The sequence below is a fragment of the Chitinibacter tainanensis DSM 15459 genome (genome assembly GCF_000429785.1).
Taxonomy (GTDB): Bacteria; Pseudomonadota; Gammaproteobacteria; order Burkholderiales; family Chitinibacteraceae; genus Chitinibacter; species Chitinibacter tainanensis.
Genome location: NZ_KE386952.1, coordinates 200,028 through 224,015, shown reverse-complemented (window position 1 = coordinate 224,015; position 23,988 = coordinate 200,028). Strand labels below are relative to the sequence as shown.

General features: G+C 57.0%; 19 protein-coding genes and 2 tRNA genes. 15 read left to right on the top strand and 6 right to left on the bottom strand.

The window, feature by feature from the left end; all coding sequences use genetic code 11:
* The first annotated feature begins 175 nt into the window (after window positions 1-175).
* From yiaY to G482_RS0113425, 3 genes are all read left to right on the top strand, one after another.
* Window positions 176-1,327, top strand: coding sequence for an L-threonine dehydrogenase (yiaY, locus tag G482_RS0113435; protein WP_028450459.1), 1,152 nt, complete (start codon window positions 176-178; stop codon window positions 1,325-1,327).
* A gap of 242 nt (window positions 1,328-1,569) precedes the next feature.
* Window positions 1,570-1,935, top strand: coding sequence for a hypothetical protein (locus tag G482_RS0113430; RefSeq protein ID WP_028450458.1), 366 nt, complete (start codon window positions 1,570-1,572; stop codon window positions 1,933-1,935).
* A gap of 142 nt (window positions 1,936-2,077) precedes the next feature.
* Window positions 2,078-3,622, top strand: coding sequence for a cyclic-di-GMP receptor FimW-related protein (locus G482_RS0113425; RefSeq protein ID WP_028450457.1), 1,545 nt, complete (start codon window positions 2,078-2,080; stop codon window positions 3,620-3,622).
* Window positions 3,623-3,682: 60 nt separating this feature from the next.
* On the opposite strand, the gene G482_RS0113420 is transcribed toward G482_RS0113425, so the two are convergent.
* A complete protein-coding gene (locus G482_RS0113420) occupies window positions 3,683-5,179 on the bottom strand; it encodes a S41 family peptidase (protein WP_028450456.1) in 1,497 nt (498 codons plus the stop codon).
* 163 nt (window positions 5,180-5,342) lie between these two features.
* Here G482_RS0113420 and G482_RS0113415 point away from each other — a divergent pair, with 163 nt between their 5' ends.
* A complete protein-coding gene (locus tag G482_RS0113415; RefSeq protein WP_028450455.1) occupies window positions 5,343-6,026 on the top strand; it encodes a response regulator transcription factor in 684 nt (227 codons plus the stop codon).
* Window positions 6,023-7,345, top strand: a complete 1,323-nt coding sequence (locus tag G482_RS0113410; protein WP_028450454.1) for an ATP-binding protein — start codon at window positions 6,023-6,025, stop codon at window positions 7,343-7,345. Before G482_RS0113415 ends, G482_RS0113410 begins: the two co-directional genes overlap by 4 nt.
* 55 nt (window positions 7,346-7,400) lie before the next feature.
* Here the strand turns inward: G482_RS0113410 and G482_RS0113405 are convergent.
* Both G482_RS0113405 and G482_RS0113400 read right to left on the bottom strand, forming a co-directional pair.
* Window positions 7,401-7,473 (bottom strand) — tRNA-Lys (locus tag G482_RS0113405).
* Between the two features lie 20 nt (window positions 7,474-7,493).
* Window positions 7,494-7,569 (bottom strand) — tRNA-Lys (locus G482_RS0113400).
* Between the two features lie 179 nt (window positions 7,570-7,748).
* Between G482_RS0113400 and gloA the strand changes: the two genes are divergently transcribed.
* The 4 genes from gloA (at window position 7,749) to G482_RS0113375 (ending at window position 13,659) form a co-directional block, all read left to right on the top strand.
* Entirely contained in the window at window positions 7,749-8,129 is a 381-nt protein-coding gene (gloA, locus tag G482_RS0113395; protein WP_028450453.1) for a lactoylglutathione lyase, read from the top strand.
* Between the two features lie 104 nt (window positions 8,130-8,233).
* On the top strand, window positions 8,234-9,631 hold the full coding sequence (locus G482_RS0113390; RefSeq protein ID WP_028450452.1) for a sodium:proton antiporter: 1,398 nt from the start codon (window positions 8,234-8,236) through the stop codon (window positions 9,629-9,631).
* A 535-nt stretch (window positions 9,632-10,166) separates the two neighbouring features.
* Window positions 10,167-12,704 (top strand): phosphoketolase family protein, encoded by a 2,538-nt coding sequence (locus tag G482_RS0113380; protein WP_308417129.1) that lies wholly within the window; start codon window positions 10,167-10,169, stop codon window positions 12,702-12,704.
* A 184-nt stretch (window positions 12,705-12,888) separates the two neighbouring features.
* On the top strand, window positions 12,889-13,659 hold the full coding sequence (locus G482_RS0113375) for an inositol monophosphatase family protein (RefSeq protein WP_028450450.1): 771 nt from the start codon (window positions 12,889-12,891) through the stop codon (window positions 13,657-13,659).
* Window positions 13,660-13,719: 60 nt separating this feature from the next.
* On the opposite strand, the gene G482_RS19745 is transcribed toward G482_RS0113375, so the two are convergent.
* Both G482_RS19745 and G482_RS0113365 read right to left on the bottom strand, forming a co-directional pair.
* Window positions 13,720-14,553, bottom strand: coding sequence for a DUF1700 domain-containing protein (locus tag G482_RS19745; protein ID WP_051259026.1), 834 nt, complete (start codon window positions 14,551-14,553; stop codon window positions 13,720-13,722).
* Complete coding sequence (locus tag G482_RS0113365) at window positions 14,540-14,884, bottom strand: PadR family transcriptional regulator (RefSeq protein WP_028450449.1); 345 nt, start codon at window positions 14,882-14,884, stop codon at window positions 14,540-14,542. Before G482_RS0113365 ends, G482_RS19745 begins: the two co-directional genes overlap by 14 nt.
* A 347-nt stretch (window positions 14,885-15,231) precedes the next feature.
* Here G482_RS0113365 and G482_RS18725 point away from each other — a divergent pair, with 347 nt between their 5' ends.
* Both G482_RS18725 and G482_RS0113355 read left to right on the top strand, forming a co-directional pair.
* On the top strand, window positions 15,232-18,084 hold the full coding sequence (locus G482_RS18725) for a methyl-accepting chemotaxis protein (RefSeq protein ID WP_084414693.1): 2,853 nt from the start codon (window positions 15,232-15,234) through the stop codon (window positions 18,082-18,084).
* On the top strand, window positions 18,074-19,552 hold the full coding sequence (locus G482_RS0113355) for a chemotaxis protein CheW (RefSeq protein WP_028450448.1): 1,479 nt from the start codon (window positions 18,074-18,076) through the stop codon (window positions 19,550-19,552). Before G482_RS18725 ends, G482_RS0113355 begins: the two co-directional genes overlap by 11 nt.
* A gap of 54 nt (window positions 19,553-19,606) precedes the next feature.
* On the opposite strand, the gene G482_RS0113350 is transcribed toward G482_RS0113355, so the two are convergent.
* On the bottom strand, window positions 19,607-19,816 hold the full coding sequence (locus tag G482_RS0113350) for a hypothetical protein (RefSeq protein WP_028450447.1): 210 nt from the start codon (window positions 19,814-19,816) through the stop codon (window positions 19,607-19,609).
* A 73-nt stretch (window positions 19,817-19,889) separates the two neighbouring features.
* Between G482_RS0113350 and G482_RS0113345 the strand changes: the two genes are divergently transcribed.
* The 4 genes from G482_RS0113345 to G482_RS0113330 all read left to right on the top strand — a co-directional run bounded on the left by G482_RS0113345 (window position 19,890) and on the right by G482_RS0113330 (window position 23,912).
* Window positions 19,890-20,231, top strand: a complete 342-nt coding sequence (locus G482_RS0113345) for a zinc ribbon domain-containing protein YjdM (protein WP_028450446.1) — start codon at window positions 19,890-19,892, stop codon at window positions 20,229-20,231.
* 60 nt (window positions 20,232-20,291) lie between these two features.
* Entirely contained in the window at window positions 20,292-22,193 is a 1,902-nt protein-coding gene (locus G482_RS0113340; protein ID WP_028450445.1) for a B12-binding domain-containing radical SAM protein, read from the top strand.
* Between the two features lie 158 nt (window positions 22,194-22,351).
* The gene (locus tag G482_RS0113335; RefSeq protein WP_028450444.1) at window positions 22,352-23,515 is read left to right on the top strand and encodes a response regulator; all 1,164 of its coding nucleotides are present in this window, start codon (window positions 22,352-22,354) and stop codon (window positions 23,513-23,515) included.
* A 169-nt stretch (window positions 23,516-23,684) separates the two neighbouring features.
* Complete coding sequence (locus tag G482_RS0113330) at window positions 23,685-23,912, top strand: hypothetical protein (RefSeq protein ID WP_034619744.1); 228 nt, start codon at window positions 23,685-23,687, stop codon at window positions 23,910-23,912.
* The last annotated feature ends 76 nt before the right edge of the window (window positions 23,913-23,988 follow it).

Sequence of the window (23,988 nt, the reverse complement as noted above, 5' to 3'; positions counted from 1 at the left end):
AATGCTTTGCCGTATTGCTCGGTAGGCCGCGATTTTGCTAGCGCCAAGGCGCGGAAGTGGATAAATGCACGCTCGCTAAATCGACGTCAGCAGGGTTTGCTTTGGCGCAAATTCTTACAGTGAAACTGGGCGTAGGCTGGGTGCACCTGATCCAGATCCTGAAAGGGGATTGCTCATGACTACCACTGCATTTTTTATACCAACCGTGAATCTGATGGGCGCTGGCTGTCTGGCCGATGCCGCGAAAACCATCCAGTCCTATGGTTATCAAAAAGCCCTGATCGTGACCGATGTGCCGCTGGTGGCGGTGGGCATCGTGCAAAAAGTGACAAGCCTCTTGACTGAATACGGTGTGGCCAGTGTGGTGTTTGATGGCGTTCAGCCCAACCCGACCACCGGCAATGTAGAGGCTGGCCTGGCGCTGTTGCAAAAAAACGGCTGTGATTGCGTGATTTCACTGGGTGGTGGCTCGCCGCATGATTGTGCCAAGGGGATTGCCTTGGTGGCCGTGAATGGCGGCAGTATCAAAGATTACGAAGGCGTGGATCGTTCGGCCAAGCCTCAACTGCCACTGATTGCGATTAACACCACCGCCGGTACGGCCAGTGAAATGACCCGCTTCTGCATCATTACCGACGAAGCCCGGCATGTGAAAATGGCGATTGTGGATAAACACACCACGCCGATTTTGTCGGTGAACGACCCAGAGCTGATGCTGCTGAAACCCGCTGGCCTGACCGCCGCCACGGGGATGGATGCGCTCACTCACGCGATCGAAGCCTATGTATCTACTGCGGCGACCCCGATTACCGATGCCTGCGCGCTCAAAGCGGTAGACATCATCAGCCAGTATCTGCGCCGCGCGGTGGCCAATGGGCAAGATCTGGAAGCGCGCGAGCAAATGGCCTATGCGCAATTCCTGGCCGGGATGGCGTTTAATAATGCCTCGCTGGGCTATGTGCATGCCATGGCGCATCAGCTGGGGGGCTTCTACGATTTGCCGCACGGCGTGTGTAATGCCATCTTGCTGCCGCATGTGCAGGCCTATAACAAGCAGGTGGCGGCCAAACGGCTGGGCGATGTGGCCCGCGCGATGGGTGAATCGGTAGCCGGCCTCTCGGATAACGCCGCAGCGGATGTATGTCTGGATGCGATTCGCTCGCTGGCGGCCGATGTTGGCATCCCAAGCGGTGTGGGCCAGCTGGGCGCCAAGGCGGAAGATATCCCTACCTTGGCCCAAAATGCACTCAAAGATGCCTGCGGTCTGACCAATCCGAAACAGCCAAGCTTTGACGAAGTCTGCGCGATTTTCGCTGCTGCCCTCTAAGCCTGTCGGCGCGCTGCGCCGCTGAAGCCGAAGAAACCCGCCGCTTGGCGGGTTTTTACTGGGTATGTGCTTTAAGGCAAATAATAATGGCGCCTCCGTGGTTATACGTGCCTAGGTATATGGGGCTGAATACTGGCGAGGGCCCCAGGGTAGGCTATGCCCTTTGCCGCTGGGGCCTTGTGGTACGCAGTGGCGGGGCGAAAGCGCGTATCATGCGGGGCAACGTTATCGGATGAATCTGTATGAGTCTTAAATTATCCAAAGCCGAGCTGGCGGCCCTGATCGAAGTGAGCCGCGGCCTGACCAGCACCCGCCTGAGCCACAATGTGTTCAAAAATGTGCGGGCACTCACCGGCAATAAGCTTGCGGCCTATGCGCGCAAAACCGGCATTTTGGAAATCACCCCGCAAGGGCGCGAGTATTTGTTTTCGAATTTATGCGTGGAAACCCTGCGCAAACTGAAAGCCGACCCAACCGCTCGGGCGCATGGCGAGGCGCTGGCTTTTCTGCTGCGCAAAGGGCATTTGGAAGTGCGCCCTGATCAAGTCGGCCATTTCCTGACTACCAAAGGCGAAGAGTCGCTGCAGGATATCGACGCGCAGGGCTAAGTTGCAGCGCAGGCCAGCGCTTGCGGTGCGACAAGCTGGCCTCTATGTATTTACGGCATAATACCAATGACATACGGCGAGCGAGGCTCGCATACTGGCGGCTCTCTTTGGTTTGCGCGCTGCGCAATAAGGCATACACGCTGTGCTTGAGGCATTAATCACTCCGGAAATTACCCAGCAACCCGCCAGCCGGCTGGATCGGGATCCGCATGCGCTGGAAGAATGGCTGGGCTCATTGCAGCTCTTAAGTACCCAAAGCAGCGCCAGCCAGGTGCTCGATCAGCTGGTGCAATTAAATCGCACCCAGCTGGAGCCCAAGCTGCGCTATCAGCTGATGCAGCGCTACCAGCCGATTATCGCCACGCTGGCGCGGCTAATTCAGCCCGAGCAGGCGCTGAGCAAGCAGCCGATGGGCCGCACTAAGCAAGAGCTGGGCTTTTTGTGTGCGCTGTTGCTGGAGCAGGCCAATGGCCTGAAGCACACTCTGCGTGACTTGGCCGAAGCGCGCTTTTATCTGGGCCGCAAGCCAATCGCCGCCGTGCTGGTGGATTTATTCAGTACCTATCTGGCCCTGATCTGGGCGTGCCAGCGCGCCTATGCGCCGGTGCCGGATGGCGTGTGGCTACAGCTGCATACCTTATTCAAATACGCCGTCACGCGTGGCGATATCAGTTTGCAGCTGATCAGCACGGCGCCGCCCTCGCCGATGCTGTTGCTGTACAAAGAATGCCTGCTGCTTTCGCTGGCCAATCTGCCGGCGTTTAGCAGCCTCGAGCAATTGCAAATCCGCCGCATTATCCAAACCGATACCGAAAGCTGCGAAATCCGCAAGCTGGGCGATGTAGCGCCCGGGCGTACGGGCTTTTTGCTCTTGCTGGATCAAGATTTGCCCCCGGTCTTGCCGCATCAGGAAGTCGACCCACAAACCGGGATCGCCCTATGGCTGGAAACGGGGCCGCTGCTGCGCCAGCTTACCCGGATTATCGAGCGCATCGAAAACGATCAAATCCATCATGGCGTGCAGCCGGAGATTCCGGTGTTGCTCTGGCGCAAGCTCGCGCGCCGTTTTGATAATCACATTCGCCGGGCGGCCCCGCGCCAGCCCGAGCAAGGCAGCCTCGCCGTGCTGTATGGCCTGCGCCAGGCCGCGGTGCAGCTCAATGCCGGCCAGCCACTCAGTTTGGCCGACGCTGCGCCCTTACGCCGCGCGCCAAGCGGCCGAGATGCGGCAGGCCCGGCGTATTGGGAAATTCTGAACGCGGGTGCGGGTGGCTACGCCCTGCGGCTGAGTATCGAAGGCGATCATTTGCCTTGCCGGGTGGGGGATGCACTGCTGGTGTGCGATCAGCGCGAGGTGGGCTGGTTGCTGGCGGCGGTGCGCTGGCAAACCGTCGATCTGGAAGCCGAAAGCACCGAGATCGGTATTGAGATTCTATCGCTGTCACCATGGCCAGCGCTGTTGCAGCTCAGCCCGGGGGTGGCAGGGGCGGCGCCCTTGCATTGCCTGGCGCTGCCGCCCTGGCCACAGATGGAACGTCCGGCGCTCTTGATCGCCCCGCGCGGCAGTTTTGGCCCAATGCGCGAGCTGCATTTGCACAGTGCGGCTGGCGAGCAGGTTTTGCGCGCCAGCCGGCTGCTGGAGCAAACCCCCAGCTACGAGCTATTCGAGTTTTTTACGATTTGCTGATACCGACTGGGGTATTGCAATCAAGGCTATTTCCGCTATTGCTTTGCAGCCAATACCCCGCTATTGCTGGCGCAACCAAGCCAGCGCTGCCACCATGCCGGGGTCGTGTTGCTGGGCAAGATCAGCGCTGCTGGGCAGGGCGGCGGGGATGCTCACTGGCACCCCACGCGCTTCAAACCATTCCCCTTGTGGTGAATAGTAAAACTCGTTCGAGAGACTGAAATTCACCTTGCCGCTGGTGCGTTTTACCAAGGTATCGGAGAGCGCGCCGCCGCTGGCTTCGCCAATCAACACCGTGCGTGGCCGGCTGCGTAAAGACAGCGCCAAAATTTCGCCCGCGCTAAACGTGCTATTGCTGATCAGCGCGGCAATCGGCTGGCGGTAGCTACTCTCCGCTGGGCTGAGGCGCACTGGGCGCAAAGCGGTGCGCGCCTCGCCCAGACGCGCCTGTTTGCTAAACAGCGTTTGTGCCGCGGGCAGGAGCCGGCGCATGACCCGTAGCGCCGTTTCGTCATAGCCGCCGGGGTTGTAGCGCAAATCAATAATCAGCCCCTTGGTTTGGCCAAGTTGCTGCAGTGCTTGCGCGAGACCGGCTTCCAGCGCCTCCACATCGCTGGCCAGTGTGTCCTGCGCACTGAAGCCCGATAACTGGTGAATGGCCAGATAGCCATAACCCTGTGCAGTGATAAACCATTGCAGTTGTTGATTAGCCGCGGCGCCAGCCGTGCCCGCGTGGGCATAACGCAGGGCCGGCAGAGCTTTGCGCTGCTGAATGCCTTGGCTGACATAGTCTTGCAGTGCGGCCTGCTGGCTTGAGCTGAACGGCGGTGTCCATTGCTGCTGGCTGGCGTATTCCTCGGCAAGCAGATCGCTGAGCATGGGTTTGCGGGTGGTGGTGCAGCTGTCTTCACCATGAAAAATGCTGACATGCCCATCTTGCAGCACGCTGGTCAGTGTGCAGGCGGCGGCAAACACTTCGGCATCGCCTGCGCTGGCCGCTAAAGCATTAGCAGCGGGGCGCAGCGCCCGCCAATCGGTCTGGCTCAGGTGAAAATCATGATAATGCTCGGCAAAAGTGTGCCAGATCAGCTGTAAATCGGCATTCGGGTCGGCGCGATAGCCGGCCTCATCCACGCTGCGGCGGCGCTGTGCTTCACTACACTGCGTGGGCAAGGCGCTGGCGGGGGCAAACTCGATGCCGGTGCTGTAAACCTGACCGGCTTCACGATATTGCGCCAGCCGCTGGGCCGGGTCGATCTGCAAGCGCTGCGCCAGCTCGCTGGCCGCCAGTTGCTGGGTTTCACTCAGCAGGCAGCCTTGCGAGGTGTAATCAAACCGCGCCCAGCGATAGCCCTGTGCCGTAGGGCTGATTTGCAGTGCATAGCCATAGGCGGGGGCCAGCCAAACCCCTGCCGCTGTCAGCGGTGCGGGGCTAGGGCTGGGGGCCGGTGTTGGGGCCTGGCTCGGGGCGGGTGTGCTGCCCGGGGTGGGTAAGCCGCCACCGCAGGCGCTGAGTAAGGCGGCCGCCACACTGGCGAGCAAAAGGGTTGGGTACATAAGGGAGGCTCCGGTGAAATGACGCCGCCATGCTAGCCAGCCCCGCCCGCGCTGCCTGTGTGAAGATGTGAATGGATGTGAAAAACCGAAACAACTTGGATTTGTCGCCTGTCATCTGCCGGCGCTATAGTCGGCGCTATCTCAAGTACACCGTCATGCACACATGCCACATATTTTGCTGGTGGAAGACGATGCCGCGCTCGCCGCACTGATCGTCGATTACCTGCGCGCCAAAGGGTATCAGCTCAGTCATTTAAGCCGGGGCGACGAAGTCTTGCCCTGGCTGCGCCAGCAGCGCGCTGATCTGCTCTTGCTGGATTTGATGCTGCCGGGGCTGGATGGCTTTAGTGTTTGCCGGCTGGTGCGCGGCATCTCCAATCTGCCGGTGTTGATGCTCACCGCGCGCAACCAGCATCTGGATCAGATTGATGGCCTGGAAAGCGGGGCCGATGATTATGTAGTGAAGCCCGTCGAGCCGCGGGTGTTGCTGGCCCGCATTCAGGCGCTGTTGCGGCGGGCCCAGCCGGCACCGCTGGCGGAGCTCACGCGCGGGCAATTGCATTTGCAGCGCAGCTGCCGCCGCGCCACGCTGGGTGGCCAGTCACTAGAGCTAACACACAGCGAGTTTGAATTACTTTGGCTGCTGGCCGAGCATGCCGGCCAAGCGGTGAGTCGCGATACCATGCTGCAATACCTGCGCGGGATTGAGTTTGACGGCCTAGATCGCTCTGCCGATGTGGTGGTGTCGCGGCTGCGACGCAAACTGGGCGATCACCCTAAATCTCCCGAAAAAATAAAAACAGTCTGGTGTCAGGGCTATATGCTGTTGCCCGAGGTGGCGGCATGAGTGATCGGCTGTGGTGGCCTACTTTGCGCCAGCTCTTGCTGGCCGCGGCGGTGTTGGGGCTGGCGGCGCTCGTGGCCAGTGCAGTTTATGATCAACTTTTGGCGGGGCGCGAGCAGCACTATGCCCGGCAAACTTACCAAGGCCCTTTGCGCCTGATTGCGCAGCAATTACTCGACCCTAATAGCCCGCATGCTTTGCCGCTGCGACTGAGCCATCTGCAGCACACGCTGGGCGAGGTAAAGCTGCAGCTGTTGCCCTTGGCCAATTTTCCCTCAGCTGAACAAAGCCGCTTGCGGCAAGGCGAATTGCTGTATCCGGCTGCGGGCTACGGGGTGGCGGATCAGGTGTATCAGCGTTTGGGGGATACGCCGTGGGTGATGCAGCTGCAAATGCCGCAAATCCCGCCGCTGCTCGACTCTGTGCTGCTGGCTGGCTTGTGTTTTGTCTTACTGGCTGGAGGCGGGCTGTATCTGGCGCTCATCCGGCCCTACTGGCGCGAGGTGCGAACTTTGCAGCGGGCCGTCGAGGCATTGGGGGATGGGGCATTGGCCACCCGCATCGAGGCGCTGCCGACGAGCTCTACCTTGTATCCGCTGGCGGCGCGGATGAATTTGCTGGCCGCCAGAATCAGCGAATTACTCGCCGCCCAGCGCGATTTATTGCATGCGGTGGCGCATGAATTACGCACGCCGCTGGCGCGGATGTTCTTCCAGCTCGAGCAATTGCACTTCGACCCGAGCGCTGCCAGCGCCGGGCTAGAGGCTAATATTCGGCAGATGCAGGCTTTATTGGAGCAGGTGTTGCACTATGCCAGCCTCGAAATGTATGAGCCCCACCAGCGTTGCGAATGGCTAGATCGCGCCATGCTGCGAGCTGCGGTGCAGGATTTTGCGGGTCTGCACGATGAATGGTCGGCAGATCTGACGCTATGGGCTGATCCGGCTTTGTTGCCGTTCGCCTTGCGCAATCTGGTGGCCAATGCCTTGCGCCACGGGGCTGTGCCGGTCTGGCTAACGAGCGCCAAGGATGCGCAATATGCCTATCTGATCGTCGAAGATGCCGGGCCCGGCGTGCCGGAGAGCGAGCACGAGCGCATTTTTACCCCGCTCGTGCGTTTAGGCGCCGGCGCCCCCAGCGAAGGCGCGGGCCTTGGTCTGGCGATTACGCGCCGGATTGCCCGTTTGCATGGCGGTGATGTGTGGGTTGAAGCGGGCGCGCGCGCCGGCGGTGCCAAATTCATCCTGGCGCTGCCGCTGGGTGGCGAACCGGCAAGTTTGATTGAGCGCAGGCAAGGCGAGCTCGGCCTGAATGAGAGATGAGCGCTGAAAAACAAAAAGCCCCAACCGAAGTTGAGGCTTTTTGCAGAATCTCGTGTGGGTCGGGTGGGATTCGAACCCACGACCAACGGATTAAAAGTCCGCTGCTCTACCGACTGAGCTACCGACCCAGAGGGATGTATGGAACGCTTGGTGGGTCGGGTGGGATTCGAACCCACGACCAACGGATTAAAAGTCCGCTGCTCTACCGACTGAGCTACCGACCCGTGTCGTTGCATACAGAAGCGCGAATTATAAGGATATTTAGCCGCCCGTCAACACTTTTGCGCGAATTTCTGTAAAAAAATTGCCGTGTTGGTGCGGGCGCAACAGCGCGCTTCACGGTAAACTACTGCCACCATTGAGAAAATCGGCGTGGCCGCTTTTCGTTGAACGAGGAAAAAAGATGCGAATGTTACATACCATGCTGCGGGTCGGTGATCTGGAGCGCTCGATTGCGTTTTATACCGAGGTGCTGGGCATGCAGCTCTTGCGCCGGAAAGATTATCCGGAAGGGCGTTTTACGCTGGCGTTTGTCGGTTACGGTGATGAGGCCAACCATACCGTGCTGGAACTCACGCATAACTGGGATACCAGCAGCTACGAGCTGGGCACCGGTTATGGCCATATCGCGCTGGAGACGGATGATATTTACGCCACCTGTGAAGCGGTGCGCGCCAAGGGCGGTAAAGTAAGCCGTGAGCCCGGCCCGATGAAGCATGGCACAACCGTGATTGCTTTTGTCGAAGACCCGGATGGCTATAAAATCGAGTTTATCCAGCCCTGATTGGGGTAAGGAAAAGGTGTGCCTGTAGGGGTATGCCTAGCTAACCTAGAGCCGTATTGTGCTACAGCATGATACGGCTCTATGGTATTTGGGAGAGAAGAAAAATGTGGAAGTTTGCTACTGCGCTATTGGCGCTGTGCCCAGCGCTGGCGCAGGCCGCGCAGATTGATGGGGCTGCCCTGTCATTGCCGTGGATGTTGCCGTTTGCCGGCTTATTATTATCGATTGCGCTGTGCCCGATTTTCTTGCCGAAATTCTGGCATCACCATTTTGGCAAGGTGGCGGCTTTCTGGGCGGCGGCTTTTGCGCTGCCTTATGCGCTGCTGGCGGGGTGGCCGGCAATGGGCGGGGTGCTCTGGCATGCCTTGCTGGAAGAATATATCCCGTTTTTGCTGCTGCTGTTTGCGCTGTATACCGTTTCGGGCGGGATTTTGGTGTGGGGCAATCTGCATGGCTCGGCCAAACTCAATACCGGTATTTTGGCGCTGGGCACGGTGCTGGCTTCGGTGATGGGCACGACGGGCGCGGCCATGCTGCTGATCCGCCCGCTACTAAAGGCCAACGATAACCGCCAGCATAATGTGCATGTGGTGGTGTTCTTTATCTTTCTAGTGGCCAATGTGGGCGGTGGCCTCACGCCGCTGGGCGATCCGCCACTGTTTCTGGGTTTTCTGAAAGGCGTGGATTTCATGTGGACGGTCGAGCATATGGCCGCGCCAGTGGCGTTCACTTCCGCCTTGCTGCTGGGCCTGTTTTACCTGCTGGATCGGCATTACTTCACCAAAGAAGGCGTACTGCCGATGGATAAAACCCCAGATAGCGCGCTGAAAATCTATGGCAAGCGTAATTTCTGGTTGCTGGGCGCGATTGTGGGTTTGGTTTTGCTCTCGGGGATGTGGCGGCCGGGGCTGGTATGGTCGGTGTTTGGGGTGGAGCTGGCGCTGCAAGATCTGGTGCGCGATCTGGGATTGCTGGCCGTGGCCTTGCTGTCGCTGAAAATCACGCCGGCGCAAGTGCGGGCGGGCAATGACTTTAACTGGGGCCCGATGCAGGAAGTGGGTAAGCTGTTTGCCGGTATCTTTGTCGCTATGGCCCCGGCGCTGGCGATTCTGAAAGCCGGCTCGGCCGGCGCCATGGCAGGTTTGGTGCAGCTAGTGAGCAACCCCGACGGTACGCCACATGATGCGATGTATTTCTGGCTCACCGGGCTGTTGTCGGCATTTTTGGATAATGCGCCCACGTATCTGGTGTTCTTCAATCTGGCGCACGGTGATGCTGCGCATATGATGGGCCCGCTGGCCAGCACGCTGATGGCCATCTCCGCCGGTGCGGTGTTTATGGGCGCGATGAGTTATATCGGCAATGCGCCCAATTTCATGGTGAAAGCGGTGGCGGAAGATCGGGGGGTGAAAATGCCAAGCTTCTTTGGGTATATGGCCTGGTCAGTGAGCTGCCTGCTGCCGGTGTATATCTTGATGACACTGGTGTTCTTCCATTACTAAGCGTCACTCGCCACGCTAGCCGTGGCGTGCAGCAAACCCAAGCCCGCCATTGGCGGGCTCAGGCTACTGACAAAGTGGCAGGGCCACATTCTTCAAGTCTCAGCAGAGCCGAGCCTAGGCAATATGGCTTTGAATCCGCAGCCTTGATGTTCTATTCCCACCCCTCCCGTCCCCTCCTTGAGGGGGGCTCGCTTCGCGAGTGGGGTTAATCAGCAATCTCGCCCGCCAATGGCGGGTTTTTTTGTGTTTGGGCGGCAGGCGAGTTGGCGTGCTTTTGTTATGTGTCAGTATTGCGATTGATTTGTGTTAATAATCCGTTGAGTTTGCTTGTTATGGTCTTGTAATATGCTGATGGCACGCTCAGTAGGCGCTGCCCTGCGCGCTAGCGATAGCGCGCAGAACACGTGGTGCAGATGGAGGGAAAATCGGATTTTGTTGTTTGTGTGCGGCGAATTAGCCGCCCAGACGGTAACAAAATTACACGCAGAGCCCGGTTTTTTGCGTTGTATCAACGATTCGCAGCCCGCTAGGGCAGTTGCCAACGCAGTTTTTGATTTGTATCAGTAGCCGGCAGAACGGGCTACGTATACTGGCTCCATCGGGTAAGGAGATACAAAAGCTCCTCACTTCAGACACTCAACACAACCTAGAAAAGAGGTGTATCGTGGCTCAACAACCGTTATCTGCAGAATTGCTCGACAAAATGCATCGTTACTGGCAGGCAACCAACTACCTTTCAGTTGGTCAGATCTACCTGCTGGATAACCCATTGCTGAAAGAAAAGCTCGTACGTGAACACATCAAACCACGTCTGTTGGGTCACTGGGGTACTACACCAGGTCTGAACTTCATCTACGTGCACGCTAACCGACTGATTAACGACCGCGACATCAACGCGATCTACATCACTGGCCCTGGCCATGGTGGCCCTGGTTTCGTAGCCAACACTTGGGTTGAAGGTTCTTACGAAGAGTTCTTCCCGAACATCGACCGCACCGAAGCCGGTATGCAGCGTCTGTTCAAACAGTTCTCTTTCCCACGTGGCATCCCATCACACGTAGCCCCAGAAACCCCAGGCTCAATGCACGAGGGTGGCGAGCTGGGTTACTCAGTATCTCACGCTTACGGCGCTGCGCTGGATAATCCAGATCAAGTTGTGTTCGCAGTGGTGGGCGATGGTGAAGCTGAAACTGGCCCATTGGCGGCTTCTTGGCACTCTACTAAATACATCCACCCGATCAACGACGGTTTCGTACTGCCTATCTTGCACCTGAATGGTTACAAGATCGCCAACCCGACGCTGCTGGCCCGGATGGATAAAGAAGAAGTTACGGCCCTGTTTACCGGTTACGGTTACGAGCCGATCTTCGTTGAACTGAAAACTGAAACTTTCAACGAAAAACCAGAAAGCTTTAACGACATCCACCAAGAAATGGCTGCTGCCATGGACTTGTGTATGGACAAATTTGCCGCGATTCGCGCTAAAGCCAAAGAAGAAGTGGCAGCCGGCAAAATGATCACTCGCCCACGTTGGCCAATGATCATCATGCGTACGCCAAAAGGCTGGACTGGCCCGAAAGAAATCAAAGGCAAGAAAGTAGAAGATTACTGGCGCAGCCACCAAGTGCCATTCTCTGATATCGATGGCGAAAACGTTCAAAACCTGGAAACTTGGCTGAAATCTTACCAAATCAATACCCTCTTCAATGAAGACGGTACGGTGAAAGAAGAGCTGGTAGCGATTGCACCTAAAGGTCAGAAACGGATCGGTAGCAACCCAGTCGTGCACGGCCAAGTGTCGAAAGACCTGAAAATGCCAGACTTCCGTAACTACGAAGTGAAGTTTGACAAACCAGGTACTGTGAATGCGGAAATGACCCGTGTCATGGGTAACTTCCTGGCTGACGTGATGAAAGAAAACGAAGCCGAGAAAAACTTCCGTATCTTCGGCCCAGATGAAACTGCATCGAATCGCTGGAACGCCACCATTGAGTACTCAGGTAAAAACTGGCTGGCTAACCACTTCGAAGTGGACGGTGTGAACAACAACGACAATCTGAAACAAGATGGTCGTGTGATGGAAATTCTGTCTGAGCACACTTGCCAAGGGTGGCTCGAAGCGTACAACCTGACCGGTCGTCACGGCTTCTTTAGCTGCTACGAAGCGTTCATCCACGTGATCGATTCGATGTTTAACCAGCACGCGAAATGGCTGAAAACCACTCGCCACATCAACTGGCGTAAACCGATTCCGTCACTGAACTATCTGCTGACTTCACACGTATGGCGTCAAGACCACAACGGCTTCTCTCACCAAGATCCAGGCTTTATCGATCACGTGGTGAACAAAAAAGCTGAAGTGATCCGCGTTTACCTGCCAGCTGATGCGAACACCTTGCTGTCTGTAACTGATCACGTTCTGCGCTCACGTCACTATGTGAACGTGGTCGTGGCCGGTAAACAGCCAGCACTGCAATACCTGACTATGGATCAAGCGATCAAACACGCGACCAAAGGTCTGGGTATTTGGGACTGGGCATCTAACGATGAAGGCGGCGAGCCAGATGTAGTAATGGCGTGCGCCGGTGAAATCCCGACCATGGAAGCCCTGGCTGCGACCGACATCCTGCGTCAACACTTCCCAGATCTGAAGATCCGCTTTGTGAACGTGTGTGACCTGATGACGCTGCAACCGAAAGAAGAGCACCCACACGGCCTGTCAGACCGCGAATTCGACGCGATCTTCACCACTGACAAGCCAGTGATGTTTGCCTTCCACGGTTACCCATGGCTGATCCACCGTCTGACTTATCGTCGCAACGGCCATAGCAACATCCATGCTCGTGGTTACATCGAAGAAGGTTCAACTTCTACGCCATTCGATATGGTGGTAGTGAATCAGCTGGACCGCTTCAACCTGGCTATCGACGTGATCGACCGTGTACCTAAACTGCAAAAAATCGGTGCCCATGTTCGCCAAAAACTGGTGGACAAACTGGTTGAGCACGAACAGTACATCTCTCAAGTGGGCGATGACATGCCAGAAGTTAAAAACTGGAAATGGCCTTACTAAGCCAGTGACCGGTGACCAGCGGTGCCCGCCGCCGCTGGGAAATACCCTAGCCCGCGCTGACGAAAGCAGCGCGGGTTTTTTACGTTTTTGGCATACAATGAGCCTTTGTTGTATTCGCTGATTGCCTGTGGAAAACCTGCCCGTGAAGTCTACCTCTGCCCAGCCCAGTGCAAGGCTGCAAGCCCTGATCCAGATCGCCCGCGAAGTCGCCGCCACCGAAGTGATGCCACGTTTTCGTAAAGTAGCGGCCGAGATCAAACACGATGGCAGCCTGTTTACCGAAGCCGATCTGGCCGCGCAAACCGCCTTGCAACGCCTGCTGCCACAGTTAGTCGATTGTCCGGTATTGGGTGAGGAAATGAGTCAGGATCAGCAAGAAGCGCTGTGGGCGGCGCACGCCGATGGCTTGTGGATTGTCGACCCGATTGATGGCACCAGTAATTTCGCCCATGGCTTACCGTATTTTGCCGTCTCGATTGCCTTGTTTCAGCAGCAGCGTCCGGTGTTGGCGGTGGTGTATCTGCCGGTGCTGGATGAGTGTTTTGCCGCCGAAGCGGGCGCCGGCGCTTGGCTAAATGATGATCGGCTACCGCTAGTGCAAGACGACAAACCGCTGAAGCAAGCCATGGCCTCCATCGAAACCAAATGGCTGTCAGGCCATCTGGCCACGCGGGTGGTGACGGTAAACCCCTATCACAGCCACCGCAATTTTGGCGCCTCCACCATCGACTGGTGCTGGCTGGCCGCTGGCCGCACCGATGTCATGCTGCATGGCGCACAAAAACTCTGGGATTACGCGGCCGGGGTGTTGATCTTGCTGGAAGCCGGCGGTGAAGTTGGCTGCCTATTTCATGACAGCTACTGGGAAGAAAATCCTTGGCACCGCAGCGCCATTGCCGCCCGTACGCCAAGCCTGTTTAGTGGCTGGTCAGCGTGGGTGCATAAAAATAAATAGGGTATATGCCTGCAGCCTTTTTAAATCAATGGCTGTGGCTATATACCCTGCATTCAAGTTTTAGACTGCTGATTGAGTCGTTTGCCCGCTCACCAACTCGGCTTGCCAGCGGAGCCAGCGCCCGGTACCACGCCAGATGGCGCGCAAAATCAATCCACCGACCACCACACCAAAACCACCCAACAGCAGTAGACCCAAGCCGGTGGCCAGCAGCGCCCCCGGCGTTGGCCCCATCCAGCCGCCAATATTCAGTACGTTTTCTCCATCGCTGGCGCGAATCTCCTGCACCGCGCCGCTGGCATCCCGGCGGATATGCAGTTCATCGTCGCCATCGGTGGCCTGAATAATTACCTGGCCATCGCTTTGTCGCTGAATATGCACCGATTCACCGGCCGGGCCGCTGGCCCAAATTTCACCCGCTTGCCGGCCCGCCCATGGCCAGCCGGTTTCATCCTGCGCCACCGTGGCCCAGCTGTGGTTAAGGCTGGGCCAGCCAAACACGGTTTGCGTGGCCCAAGTGCCGGTGAGTAGTAAACCGGCGAATGTAATCCCCAGTGCGCCCAGCCATAAACTCGACAACACCGTGAGCATCAGCAAATACGGCAGCGCCAGCAGCACATTAATGATCCCAAGACCGCCCAGCGCCACCAGCGCTCCCCACAGATTGCGCGGGGATTTATGTGCTTCCCAGCTTTGCAGGCATCGTTCGGCCAATAGCTCACGCGCCAGCCGCGCCGGATCGCCCAGCGCCATGGCAATTTCCGCCTCGCTGCGGCCATCGGCCAGCCCATCGGCAAAATAAGCGCGGTAATCGGCCAAAATTTCAGCTCGCTCGGCTGCTGGCAAGGCCTGCAAAGCGGCTTCCAGCTGATTCAGAAACTCAGTTTGTTGCATGATCCACTCCTTGCGGTGCGGCATGAGCGTGCAGCACCTGATTGATTTCACTCACAAAACTTGCCCATTCCTGCTGCATTTGCGCCAGCGCGGTTTGCCCTGCCGGGGTGAGCCGGTAGTACTTGCGGGCCGGGCCGCTACTGGATTCGGTGAGATAAGTGCTCACCCAGGCATCGGCCTGCAGGCGGCGCATCAGCGGATAAATCGTGCCCTCGCTGATTTCCATGCTGGCCGATAGTCGGCCCACCAGCTCATACACATAGCTATCTTGCTGCGCCAGCACCGCCAGCACGCACATCTCTAATGTGCCTTTGCGTAATTGCGTTTTCATGCGTCCTCGCTGTAGGGCGGATGAGATCGGCATCATCCGGCGATATGTTTAGAGTAAAACAAGCTACTTTGTAATGCAAGGTAGTGATGAATAAAAATAACCCGCAGTGGGAGGCGATAGCGGTTAAGTAGCTGGTGTAACTGCCCACTTCGCATGATTTTTTCCTTGGGTATGCCAATATGAGCAATTACTAGACAGGCTTGCAAGCAATTACTTAGGTGGGGTATTTGGGGCTTGGCGCCGTGTTTGGCTAAGTTTGTTTTGTCGCAAAACTGGGCGTGTATGCAGTGCAGCAATTTTGGCGCGCTGATTTATAGTGAATCAGACACCCCATTGAGGAACTCGCCATGCTGTTAAATCAAACTCACGAAGCCATCCTGCAGCAACTTGAAAATCAGGCCAATCAACAGCAATACGCGATCGAGTTGGCCGAGCTGTTGGTGGCGCTCAATCGCAATCAGGCGATTATCGAATTTGATCTAGATGGGGTGATTCTGGATGCCAACCCGGTGTTTCTGAACCTGCTGGGGTATGAGCTGGACGATCTGGTGGGCAAGCACCACAGTATGTTTTGTTATCCGCGCTTTGTAGAAAGCGATGATTACAAAGAATTCTGGGCCAAGCTCCACAAAGGCGAATACCACCAGAGTGAATTTGTGCGGCTCACTAAAGAGGGCGTTCCTGTATGGTTGCAGGCCACCTATACACCGGTGAAAGATAAAGCCGGTAAGCCGTATAAGGTCATCAAGCTTGCGAATGACATCACCGCCACCAAAACCAAATCGGCGGAAGACGATGCCAAAATTCAGGCCATTTACAACTCGCAAGCCGTCATCGAATTCACCCCGCAGGGCGATGTGCTGGCGGCCAATCCGATTTTTCTTGCCACCATGGGCTACAGTTTGCCGGCGGTGATGGGGCAAAACCACCGGATATTCTGTTTGCCGGAGTATGCCGAGAGCGAGGAATACCAGACCTTCTGGAATAATCTGCAAGCCGGCATGGCCCAGCGCGGGGAATACCGCCGGGTGCATCACAAAGGCCACTCGGTCTGGCTACAGGCCACCTACACCCCGGTGCAGGGGCCGGATGGCGCGGTGGTAAAAATCGTGAAATTCGCCACCGACATCACCCCAGCCAAGCAAAAATCAATGGAAGACGATGGCAAAGTGGCGGCTATCAGTCGCTCGCAAGGGGTGGTGGAATTCGATCTGGGCGGGCATGTGTTGCATGCCAATCAGAATTTTCTGCAGATCATGGGTTACACGCTGGATGAGGTGCTGCAACAGCATCACAGCCTGTTTGTCGAGCATGAAGAAGTGCAAAGCGCCGCCTATCGCACCTTCTGGCAACGCTTGGGCAAAGGGCAATTCGAGACCGGCGAATATCAGCGCTTTGGCAAAGCCGGGCGCCGGGTCTGGCTGCAGGCCAGTTACAACCCAATTTTTGATATCGATGGTCATGTCGTGAAAGTGGTGAAATTTTGCACCAATATCACCGAGCGTAAATCGGCGGCGCAAGAAGTCACCGCGCGGATCGAAGCCATTTCACTGAGTAATTGCACGGCAGAACTAGACCGTGATGGCGTCATCACCGCCTGCAACGAGAATATGCTGAAAGTGCTTGGGCATTCGCAGCGAGAAGTGGTGGGCAAAACCGAACGTGAATTCATGTTTGCCGAGGATATTGAATCCCCACGCTATCAGGAAAGCTGGCGTAGCCTGCGCGACGGGCGCGCGGTGAGCGTGGAGTTTCGTTTGCAGGCGCTGGGCGGGCGTGAAGTCTGGCTCACCGGCAGTATGAGCCCGATCATGGCCTTGGATGGCAGCCTGCAAAAGGTACTTTTGATCACCAGCGATATCACGGCCACCAAACTGCAGCAGCTGGATGCCGAGGGCAAAATCAGCGCCATTGATCGTGCGGATGCGATTATTGAATTCGATTTAAGTGGGCGTGTGCTCACCGCCAACCAGAACTTCCTGCAGCTGATGAACTATCAGCTCGATGAAATTCGTGGCCATCACCATCGCATGTTTGTCGATCCGCAGCACGCGGCCAGTGCGGAATACCAGGCCTTTTGGGAGCGACTGGAGCGCGGTGAATATGAGGCCGGTGAATACAAGCGGATTGGTAAGGGGGGCAAGGAAGTCTGGCTGCAGGCCAGCTACAACCCCATCTTTAATCCGCTCGGTAAGCCGGTGAAGGTGGTGAAGTTTGCCAGTGATATCACCACGGCCAAGCTGGAAAACTCCGAGTACAAAGCCAAAGTCGATGCGATCAGCCGTGGGCAAGCAGTGGTGGAGTTTGATCTGGATGGTAATGTGCTCACAGCCAATCGTAATTTCCTCGCCACCATGGGCTACACTCTGCGGGAAATTCAGGGGCATCACCATTCGGTATTTTGTGCACCCGAATATGTGCAGAGCAAAGAGTATCGCGAATTCTGGCTGGATCTAAACGAAGGCAAGATCAAATCCGGGCGTTTTCAGCGGGTGGGTAAATTTGGCCGCGATGTGTGGATTCAGGCTACCTATAACCCGATTCTTGATTTGAATGGTCAGGTCGCCAAAATCGTTAAATATGCCTTCGACATCACCGATGAAGTGCAGCTAGAGCTACAAATCGCCAGTAAAACCAAAGAAATGGCGATGCAATTGCAGCAGCTTCTTGGTGGGATTAGCGGGGTGGCCGAGAATTCAGCCACCGCCTCGATGTTGGCCCAAGAGTCGGCGCATTCGGCCGAGGCCGGCTTTGAATCGGTGCAAAAATCAATTGAAGCCATCGACCGCATTCAGCACAGCTCGCACAAAGTGGGTGAGATCGTGCGGGTGATTGGCGAGATTGCCAATCAAACCAATCTGCTGGCCTTTAATGCCGCGATTGAGGCCGCGCGCGCTGGGCAATATGGCGTCGGCTTTTCAGTGGTGGCTGCCGAGGTACGCAAGCTGGCCGAGCGTAGCTCGGAGGCCGCGAAAGAAATTACCCAGCTGATCGAGCAATCGAATCAACAAGTCGATCAGGGGGCGCAAGTGAGCCGAGTGGCGGCCAGCCACTTTGAAGGCATTATGCAAAGCGTGCACAGCAGCAGCAGCAGCGCGGGCGAGATTGCCAAAGCCGCCGAGCAACAACAGCAAATGGCCACCGTGGTGGCGCGGCTGATCGACGAGCTGCAGCGCAGTGTGAAATACCATGAACAATGAGCTGGAACGGGTATTCGGCGTTTTTCTGCTGAATGAGATGCAGCTGGCTTTGCCCTTGCAAGCTTTGCGCGAGGTGACGCCCTGCCTTGGTTTGCGTGAATACCCCTCGGCTGCCCGCGGGATTATCGGTGCAATCGATCTGCGTGGCGCTTTAATCCCGGTGCTGGATTTGCGCCGGGTGCTCGGCCTGAGCACGCCCGAGTTGCCTGCGCAAAGCGTGGTGATCATGGCGCACGAAGGCCAGTTGATCGGCCTTTTGGCACATGGCGTACAAGGAGTGTTTCAGCCCGAGGAGCGTGATTTTCAGCCGGTCAGTGCGCAAACAGGCCAGCTGCATTTGCTGGCCGGTAGCTTTCAGCGGCGGGATGTCCAGGCTTTGGTGAGCGTGCTCGATCCGGCGGCCTTGAGCCGTCTGCCGGATTTACCGATGGTGTTGCCCGCTGAAACGGCCGCCGGGCTGGGCGAGGGCCGCGCGGCGGAGCTGAGCTATGTCATGCTGATGCGCTGCGGGGGTGTGCCTCTGGCCATGCCTTCCGATGCGGTGTTTACTACCATACTCACGCCGAATATCGACCGCGATTCGGCGCTCGCCAGCGGGTTTTGCCTTGGCGTGCTGGAGCACGCGGGCAGCAGTATTCCGGCCGTGGATTTGTATCGCATGCTGGGGCTGAATAGCCAATTGCGCCACGCCAATCAGCAGGCCTTTCTGGTGCAGTTTCCGGCTGGGCTGGTGGCCTTTCTGGTGGATGAGATCAACGATGTGGTGCCGACCTATGATCTGTCGCTGGCGCCGATTCCCGCGCATTCATTTGCGCAGCAGCGCTATTTGGCCGGGGTGCTCGATAGCCGGCAGTTACCCGAGCACAATACCTCGGCGCAAACCCGCGCGCTGGGTTATTACCTGATGCTGGATGTGGCGGCATTGCAGGCCGCTACCGATCTGCAGGGGCTGGGCCGGATGAATATGCGCAGCGAAGGTGAAATCGGGCTGGTGGGTAGCCGCCAACAGCGCCCCACCTGCCAGATGCTCACTTATGATTTATGCGCCGAAGTCGGTACCCCGATCGAGCAGATTGTGGAGATTTTGCCCTGGCAGCATCAGGAGCAAATGATGGGTGGCGGCGATTACGCCGGCGGGCTGGTGGTGCACCGCGGGCGAGCGATTGCGACTTATTCACTCGCGCAGGTGCTAGGCCTAGAGCCACCCACGCTCACCCCAACAGCCAGTGTGCTGGTGGTGGAATGCGGCGATACGCTGATCGGCTTTGGCGTGGCGCGGCTGATGAGTATTGATGAAGCCGAGTGGCCGCCGCAAGATGGGCATGCGTTTGAGAGTGGCCATCAGCGTCTGCACGCGAACCCACAGGCACAAAACTGGAAAAGCGTAATGGCCGGGCAAGGCAGCCAAACACGCTTGCTGAGCGTGCTGGATTTGCGTGAGCTGGCCGAGCAGTTGATGGCGCGCTAGTGGGGTATAGCTCTGTACTCGTTAATAGGTAAGGTCTACGCGGCAATACCCTGCTTATTTCTTTTTGCGCTGTAACTGTTGCAGTGCCTGTTTATCGAGATGGCGCTGTGCCGCGGCGGCGCGGCCATCTTGTTTGCGCTGGCTTAGCCAATCATTGAGCGCGGTACGGCGCGCCTCGTTGGTCAGCTCATCTTCATGGTGGCCGGCTTCCTGATGATCGCGTTTCAGGCGTTTGGCGTCTTGCTTGGCGGAATTGATGCCCATCGCTTAGCTCCTGAGGTTGTGCCTGCTCGGGGTATAATGTGGCGAACTCTTTATTATTGTACAAGGAATCAGCATGTCTGCTTTGCCCCCCTGTCCGGCCTGTGGCTCGGCGTTCACGTATGAAGATGGCAGCCTGCTGATTTGCCCAGAGTGCGCGCACGAATGGAATCCGGCCGATACCGCCGCCAGCGCTGAAGTCGCGAAAGTTTGGAAAGACGCGAACGGTAATGTGCTGCAAGATGGCGATTCGGTCACCGTGATCAAAGACCTGAAGATCAAAGGCTCGTCCTCGGTGGTGAAAGTGGGTACCAAGGTGAAAAACATTCGCCTGATCGAAGGTGACCACGATATCGATTGCAAAATCGACGGCTTTGGCGCGATGCAGCTCAAATCCGAATTTGTGAAAAAGGCCTAATGGCCGCGCTGTGGCAACAATCCCGCCGCCAGCTGGCGGCGTTTTTACTGGTGTGTCCTGATGTCTGAACTTCGCATTCTTTCGCTGATTCCGCCGATGACGCAGCTCAATACGCCGTACCCATCCACGGCGTATATCACCGGCTTTTTGCGAGCGAATCAAGAAATTGCGGTGCAGGAAGATCTGGCGTTGGCGCTGGTGCTCAGGCTGTTTTCCCGCGTGGGGCTCAGCGAGATTCGCCGTGAATGCGAAAAGCTACCGCGCAAGCAGCGTAGCCTGGCCGTACAGCATTTCTTGCTCAATTTCAGCCATTACGACAGCACCATTGACCCAGTCATGGCCTTTTTGCAGGGGCGTGACAATACACTGGCGCACCGGATTGCCAATCGCACCTATCTGCCCGAAGGCGCGCGCTTTGCCGCGCTGGAAAGCTATGTGGACGATGGCTCGGGTGATCCGCTCAATTGGGCCTTTGGTGCGCTGGGCAGCTACGATCGCGCGCGGCATTTGGCCACTTTGTATCTGAATGATCTGGCCGACGTGGTGCGCGAAGCGATTGATCCGCGCTTTGAGTTTGTCCGCTATGCCGAATCGCTGGCGATGTCGCAGCCCAGCTTTGCGCCGCTGGCCGCCGCACTGGCGGCCCCCGTCAATCTGGTTGACCAAACTTTGCAGGCGCTGACTCTGGCCGCGCTGGCGCGGCATCAGCCGACGCTGGTGCTGCTGTCGGTACCTTTTCCCGGCGCGGTGTACGCGGCTTTCCGGATTGCGCAAACGATCCGCCAGCATGCCCCACAGGTGAAAATCGCCCTGGGTGGCGGCTTTGTGAATACCGAGCTGCGCGAGCTGGCCGAGCCAGCCGTGTTTGATTTCTTTGATTTTGTTACGCTGGATGATGGCGAGCGCCCCTTGCTGGCCTTGCTGGCGCATTTGCGTGGCGAGCGCAGCGCGCAGCGCTTGGTGCGTACCTTTATCCGCAATGCGGCTGGCAAAGTGGAATACATCAATTGGCCCGAGCCGGATGTGCCTTTTAGCGAGGTCGGCACGCCTACGTGGGATGGCCTGCCGATTCATCAGTATTTGTCGCTGCTGGATATGCTCAACCCCATGCACCGGCTGTGGAGCGATGGGCGCTGGAATAAACTCACCATCGCGCATGGCTGTTACTGGAAAAAGTGCAGCTTTTGCGATGTTACGCTGGATTATATTTCCCGCTACGAAACCACCACCGCCGAAATGCTGGTGGATCGTATCGAGGCCATCATCGCCGAAACCGGGCAAACCGGCTTTCATTTCGTGGATGAAGCGGCGCCACCCAAAATGCTTAAAGCGCTGGCCGAAGAGCTGTTGCGGCGCAATGTCACGATTTCGTGGTGGGGCAATATCCGCTTTGAAAAATCCTTTACCCCGGAGCTATGCCAACTCTTGGCCGATAGTGGCTGCATTGCCATTTCGGGCGGGCTGGAAGTGGCCTCGGATCGCCTGCTGAAATTAATGAAAAAAGGCGTCTCGGTTGATCAGGTGGCGCGCGTGACCTATGGCTTTGCGCAGGCCGGTATCCTAGTGCATGCCTATTTGATGTACGGCTTTCCGACCCAAACGGTGCAAGACACCGTGGATGCGCTGGAATACGTGCGCCAGCTGTTTGCCGCCGGCTGTATTCAGTCGGGCTTCTTTCACCGCTTTGCCTGTACCGTGCATTCGCCAGTGGGGCAAAACCCGGAAGAATACGGCGTTGAGCTGGTGCCGCTGCCCAAAGTCACTTTCGCCAAAAACGATGTGGGCTTTATCGATCGCACCCCGATTGATCACGATCTGATGGGGCGTGGCCTGAATAAAGCGCTGTACAACTATATGCATGGCAATCTGCTGGATGAAGACGTGCGCAGCTGGTTCGAAATCCGCGTGCCGCGCCCGACTGTGCCCAAACATTTTATCGCGAAGGCGCTGAATCAATACTAGGGGTATTGCTTGCTATCCAATGTTTAGAAAAGCCTAGAGGGATATACCTCTAGGCTTTTTGCATTTTACGCCCTTGGGTCTGCCGCATTGCAACATCGACCTATCCTTCACCTAGGCATGGTCTAGGCTGAAAGCACTGATTCAACAAGGGGCGCAGCATGGATTTGTTTCTGGAGCAGGGTGGCGCGGCAGAGCCATTGCCGCTGGTGCTGGTGGTGGATGATGATCGGCTGATCTTGCAGCTGGTGCAGGAATACCTCAGCAGCGAATATCGGGTGCTCACCGCCAAGCATGGTCAGCTGGCTTTGGCGGTGTTGGAGCAAGAGCCGGTCGCGGCGGTGCTCACCGACATCAAAATGCCGATCCTCGACGGCTTGGGTCTTTGTCAGGCCATGCGCGCCGATCCACGCTGGCAGGCGATTCCGGTGATGATGATGTCCGGCAGCGAATATCTGGATGAGCTGCTGCAAGTGTACGACGTGGGGGGGCAAAGCTTTATCACCAAACCGCTCGATCCCAAATTGCTGAAAACCCAGCTCGCGCACATGCTGCAGCAATCCACCGATCGGGCGCTGATGCAGTCGCAGCTGCAATTTGCCACTCAAACTGCCTTTACCGCCATGAGCAGCGTCGGCGAAACCGGCGCACTGCTGCAGGCGCTGAAAGCCTTTAACAGTGCCCGCACTCCGCAGGCCTTGTGCCGGCAGATTATCGAGGCGATTCGCGGCTTTGAGCTTGAAGCCGTCGTGGGGGTGATGGATCGGCAGCAATTGTATGCCCTGAATATGCATGGCCCGGCCAGCCAGCTGGAAACCGCGATTTTGCAGCGGATGTCTTCGATGGAGCGGGTAGTGCAATTTAGTAACCGGCTCTCCATCCATTTTCAGCAGGTGCGGCTTATCATCAATAATCTGCCTACCGACGATACCGAGCGCTGCGGCCGCTTGCGCGACAATCTGGCCATCCTGATTGAGGCTGCCGATACCAGCTTGAAAGCCATCGATATCACCCAAACCGCCTTGCGCCGCCAAGAAACAGTGCTGCGCTCGATTCAATCGCTGACCGCCGCGCTTGATAGCCTCGATCAGCAACAGCGCTTATCGAATCAAAACCGCGGTATCAGTTTTAGTAACGGCATGATGCAGCTGGAACGCGCCTTTGCCGGGCTGGGTCTAAGCGATGCGCAAGAGGCGGTGCTACTGAATATCGTGCGCGATACCTGGGAGCAAATCGCCACCAGCTATAGCGATGAAAGCGGGCTGCAAAATCGCTTGAGCGGCATCATTCAGCATTTGCAGGAATCACTACAGCAGGCGGAATGAAACCTCGCAGGAGAGGGCTGAAGAAGTGATCCAAGCAGTATGCGCCATAGCGCCGTTGGTCATCTGGGTAAAAATGACAATAAAATGTAGTTGAGTTACGTAGTAAATGCGCATAATATACGTGCATCAACTACACAAACAGTCGTCACCGACTACCCAGGAGCCCATCATGTTAATGCTGATCTCATCACTGATCGAACGATTTTCCGGCGTGGCAAACGAGCTGCCAGTGAATGCTCGCGTTAACCTCGCCGGCCGCTTTACCGCCGAACGCTACGATGGCCGCGTGCTGAAAATCGAAGGCGACCGCGCACGGGTCTGCTGGCCTAAAGGCGAAAAAACCTACGAATACCTGAATGATCTGGTGCGCATCGACGAAGATGTGGTACTGCACTAAGCGATAAAAAAAGCCCTGCGCTGCAGGGCTTTTTTTATGGGTATTACGTTAAAACCATTGCTAAATAATGGTTTCA